Raw genomic sequence first — 4,690 nt, 5'->3', positions numbered from 1 at the left:
GTCTGCGCCACAGTAGACCAGATTAAAGGAGTAATACCTTCTTCCATACACAACCATCTCAACAGCGGACAAAACCCCTGCCCTCTTGTTTTTCGGCATTTGGAGTGGTTGAGTTAAACTAAGCAGTTCCGTCACTCGGATGACTTTATTCAACTCAATCGCTCTATCATATACCAATAAACTAGTTTGCGTGTAAAAAGCGACTAGCACTTAATACGGGATTTCATCCTCATCAACGGGTAAAGCAGTTGTTTCAACCGTTTGCGGTGGCAAGCTTTCAGGGACTCGATGAGTAGGTGCAAGAAGTGGAGGAGTTTCATCGTCTGCTGTCTTGAGGATGTGATTGGCAAAGCCGTTAGCCGAGGCAGCAATACCCCATAGTTCCTGGCTTTTCTCTAAGCAGATAAACTTCTCTAGCTCTTGCGATGACGGCATAGCAATGGTTTCTGGAATCGCTACCCATGACTTTTTCGCACCGTTGGGTGGTTCTAAGGATGGCTTAAAGGTAGGATTGAAGGCGCAAAGGCAATGGAATCGTTTGTTAAGGCTGCGATAGCCGCAGTTGAACCGTTGGGCATACGCGATCTCCATTTTGACTTTAAATGAGTTAACAGCTTCGCCAAATTTAGCAGCAGCAACGCCATGAATCGAAAGGACGAGCGGAACTTTGTGTAGATTCTGGTTCTCCTTACCCAATAGGTAAATCATGTAAAAGCTACGCAAGGTTGCCTTATCGCCGAGTTCGAGATATTGCTTGCGTCCCTCTGGAGTTTCGTAGTTTCCCATGATTTCCTTACTCTCCCGCAACTCGATAAATCGGGGAGACGTAGCTAAGATGTGCATTTTGGGAGATTTATAGAGTATCCCTTTCTCTACTGCGCCACTGGAGAAGGTGTGTTCGTAGTTGGGCGGCTCTCCTTCCCAACCGATGAGTTCTAGGGTACTAGCCTTGACAAATAGACCAACTGTTGTCGGAGATTTATCATTAAGGATTTGACAGATTTGCATTCCAGCGATGGAGCCAGTAAACTCTGAGTTTTGGAAATCTTGAAGTTCCATGAGGGCATGAGAAAAACATCACCCCCAAGCGGCGCGTAAGCGCATGGGTGTATGGTTGGGACGTTGGCGATCGCAGCATTAATTAGCTACTACTTTCCTGTTTCAATTTGCTTCTGCTACTACGACTCGATCGGGTTTCGCTTTATAGAAAGTGCCGCAATCTTGGCGGGGTCCATTAACGATTGGGGGAGTACAGTAGTGCTAATACCCTCATCGATCGCGCTGAGTCAGGAAAAGCTAAATAAATCTTGAGAAGGGTTGTAATATATGGTTTTCACGCTTAATTTTCTACAGATGATTTAATTCAGAGCGATTTTACCGAAATCCTTATCTACAGTAGCTTCTAGTTTTTATTCTCTCGAAAGCGATTTATGAGGGAATAGTTCATTAGAAAAGCAAGTATAAAATTACTAAAGTTTTGGCAAACGGGATCGCTATTCTCTCACCGATTGTGTGTTTAGATTCCTCAAGAAAGCTAATTTGAGAGAACCATTGCCCTTAGCGGTAGAATCGTCTTGAGCTTGTAGAGAGATATGAAGGCGATGTCAAAGGCAAATACTCTAGCAGTTGACTTTACCAAAGCGAAAGATGTCTTGCAGATTCTGCCGAACGGATCTCTTCTGACAAGTCGTGGAGCGCAATGGGATGGAATTTATTTAGAATACTATCGTCATCCTCCCTATGAAATTCCCGAAAATTTTCCAAAGCAGCACCTAATTTTGATTAACACTAGAATTCCCCCTTCAACCCACTACGAGCAAGCCCTCGACGGACGTATTTCTAGTGACGAGCTGAGACAGGGGGAAGTCATTGTCATTCCAGCAAATATTTTGCATTGGGCGCGTTGGGATGCAGAACACGATTACATTACCCTCAGCCTCGATCCTACAATATTTAACCGCTACGCCGCTCAACTGTTTGAAGTAGATGATACTGAACTCGTGCCTCATCTAGCAACATCTGACCCGTTAATTTATGGATTGGGGCTTGCCCTCAAAACCGAGCTGGAGTTGGATGGCTTAGGTGGGCGGTTATACACCGATTCCCTCACCAGCACATTGTTTACACATTTACTGCGGCATTATTGTGCGAGGAAGAACAGTATTCCAACGTATACCGGAGGATTATCCAAGTCTCAACTGCGTCAGGCGATTGAATACATCCACAACCATCTTGAGCAGGATTTGACTTTGGCTGAACTTGCTGCCGTTGTCAGGATGAGTCCCAACTACTTTGCTAGTTTGTTCAAACAGTCAATTGGTTTGACCCCGCATCAATATGTGATTGGGTGTCGAGTGGAGGCAGCTAAACATCTGTTGCGACAAAGAGAACTCACGATCGCAGAGATTGCCTTTCGCCTTGGCTTTGCTCATCAGAGCCATTTTAACCACCACTTCAAGAGACTGGTTGGGGTAACACCCAAAAGATTTTTAACAAGTCAGTAAGAACGTGCCAAAAATCAGAAGAATTTGCCAGAAATAAATCTGTTTGTTCCCGATACTGAGAACTGAGAAGGCGGGAGTAATAGAAACAGTAAGTAGCAGGCGATCAATGAACGGACACCCAATAAAAAGACGTGAGTTTTTTAGAGGAGCAGCGGCGCTGGGTTCGCTTGGTATGTCGGGTATCTTAGCAGACCCAGTTATCGGTACGCGATCGGCGGGACAATTGCCCGCTCGTAGCGAGTTTGTGGTGCGGAATGCATACGTGATGACGATGGATTCCGCACTCGGAGATTTGGCGAATAGTGACGTACATGTGCGTGACGGCGAAATCGTTGCCGTTGGAACTAGGTTAATTGCTCCAACAGCAAAGAATATTGATGGGCGAAACACGATCGTCTTGCCAGGTTTGATTGATACACATTGGCATCTGTGGACTTCCTTATTCCGTAGTTTGTCTGGCGATACAAAAGAACGCGGTTACTTTCCCCTATCCAAACGTCTGGGCAAGGCATACACACCAGAGGATATGTATCGAGCCGTGCGGTTCGCTACAGCTGAGGCACTGTTTTCAGGCATCACAACCGTACACGATTTTAATCACAACGTTCGCTCCCTCAATTATGCAAAAGCGGCTTTACGTGCGCTGACAGACACGGGCATCCGTGCGCGTTTTTCCTACGGTTACTATCAAGCTCAGCCATCAGAAGAAGCTACGGACTTTGACAGTATTGCAGCTTTACGCGAATTGATGACTGACTCTCAAAAGAATTTACTGTCATTAGGATTCGCCCCACGTGAGGTTTCTGTCTATAAAATGTATCGCCGCGATTGGGAAATGGCACGTAAGTTGGGACTACCGATAACAGTTCACGCTAATTCCTCACGTAGCGAAGCCCTGGAAATTGAACTGATGTCAAAAGAAGGATTGCTAGGAAAAGACGTGCAGCTCGTTCATGCAACTGTGGTGACTCCGGCTGAGGTTGAGCAGTTAGCGAAAAGCGGTACATCGGTGAGCCTGACACCCTACACGGAGATGCGTGGCGGATTCGGCTTTCCTACAGTTGGGCAACTTTTCTCGGCTAGGGTACTCGTCAGTCTTGGAGTTGACACTACGGCATTAGCAGGGAATGCGGATATGTTTGCGATTATGAAAGCGATACAGAGCGTGGGCAACGCACGCGCCGAAAGCGAGTTTAAGTTGTCGCCCCGTCGCGTTCTAGAACTGGCAACCATTGACGGAGCGCGAGCTATGGACATTGCTGACCGCGTTGGCTCCTTAAAACCAGGCAAGCGTGCTGACTTGATTATGGTGTCAACTATGAATCTCAACATGGGCGTTTTTACCGATGCGGCACATTTGTTAGTAGAAGCCGCACAACCCTCAAATGTTGACATGGTTGTGGTTGACGGACGTATCCTTAAACATAACTCTCAGCTTACGGCACTAAACGTCGAGCAAGTTATCCGAGAAGCAAGAGATTCACTGGTTGCCGTGCGCCGACGTGCTAATTGGTACTAAGACAGTTTATTCGCTATTTTCTTTGAAGTCGATTGCTGAATGACCTGAAAAAACAAAGAGGCTGTGATGACTGACGACTTGAATATTCGTTTAATGACCCAAGCCGATGTTGAAGCTGGGTAGTGATATGGAAGTAGTGGTGGGTTGTAATTCCTGCCCTTTGGGCATTCTGTATACTATTAGCTAGTACAAATAATCCTCACATACTCGCCTAAAATTAGTATTTTTGATGACAACAATTTTAGCGTTCTTATTTTACTCATTTGTATTACTAGTGCCTAAATTAACACCAGAGGTGATAGAACCATCCCAAAAAATATGTGAAGAACCTTCAGAAGGAGTCTGTCCTACCTGTAGTTCTGAGCAGGTGATTAAAAATGGCTCAACTCATAATGGCAAGCCAAAACATCAATGTAAAAGCTGTGGTCGCCAATTTGCGATCGATCCGACTAACTCACCTGTTTCAGAGGAAACCAAGCATCTGATCGATCGGCTCTTGCTTGAGAGAATATCATTGCGAGGAATTGCCAGGGTGACTCAGGTGAGCTGGTCATGGTTACAAGATTATGTCAATCAAAAGCTAGCTCGAACTCCGCACCAAGTCACAGTTTCAGTCAAACTGCCAGGGAAATTAATGATTGAATGTGACGAGCTATGGTCATTTGTT

Annotated in this window: 4 protein-coding genes; 3 read left to right on the top strand and 1 reads right to left on the bottom strand. The window is 45.6% G+C overall.

The window, feature by feature from the left end:
• Positions 1–210 precede the first annotated feature (210 nt).
• A complete protein-coding gene (locus DSM107010_RS35800; protein WP_106168489.1) occupies positions 211–1,059 on the bottom strand; it encodes a DUF5895 domain-containing protein in 849 nt (282 codons plus the stop codon).
• A 542-nt stretch (positions 1,060–1,601) separates the two neighbouring features.
• Between DSM107010_RS35800 and DSM107010_RS35795 the strand changes: the two genes are divergently transcribed.
• The 3 genes from DSM107010_RS35795 to DSM107010_RS40660 form a co-directional block, all read left to right on the top strand.
• Positions 1,602–2,504 carry a helix-turn-helix domain-containing protein gene (locus DSM107010_RS35795; RefSeq protein WP_106168490.1) on the top strand — a complete coding sequence of 301 codons (903 nt, stop codon included), beginning with the start codon at positions 1,602–1,604 and terminating at the stop codon, positions 2,502–2,504.
• 106 nt (positions 2,505–2,610) lie between these two features.
• Positions 2,611–4,023, top strand: a complete 1,413-nt coding sequence (locus DSM107010_RS35790; RefSeq protein WP_106168488.1) for an amidohydrolase family protein — start codon at positions 2,611–2,613, stop codon at positions 4,021–4,023.
• 316 nt (positions 4,024–4,339) lie between these two features.
• A partial coding sequence (locus DSM107010_RS40660; RefSeq protein ID WP_422387919.1) for an IS1/IS1595 family N-terminal zinc-binding domain-containing protein occupies positions 4,340–4,690 on the top strand: 351 nt, incomplete at its 3' end.

It is taken from the genome of Chroococcidiopsis cubana SAG 39.79 (assembly GCF_003991895.1).
GTDB lineage: Bacteria > Cyanobacteriota > Cyanobacteriia > Cyanobacteriales > Chroococcidiopsidaceae > Chroococcidiopsis > Chroococcidiopsis thermalis.
Note: the sequence above shows the minus strand (reverse complement) of the source record. Positions and strands in the feature narration are given on the sequence as shown.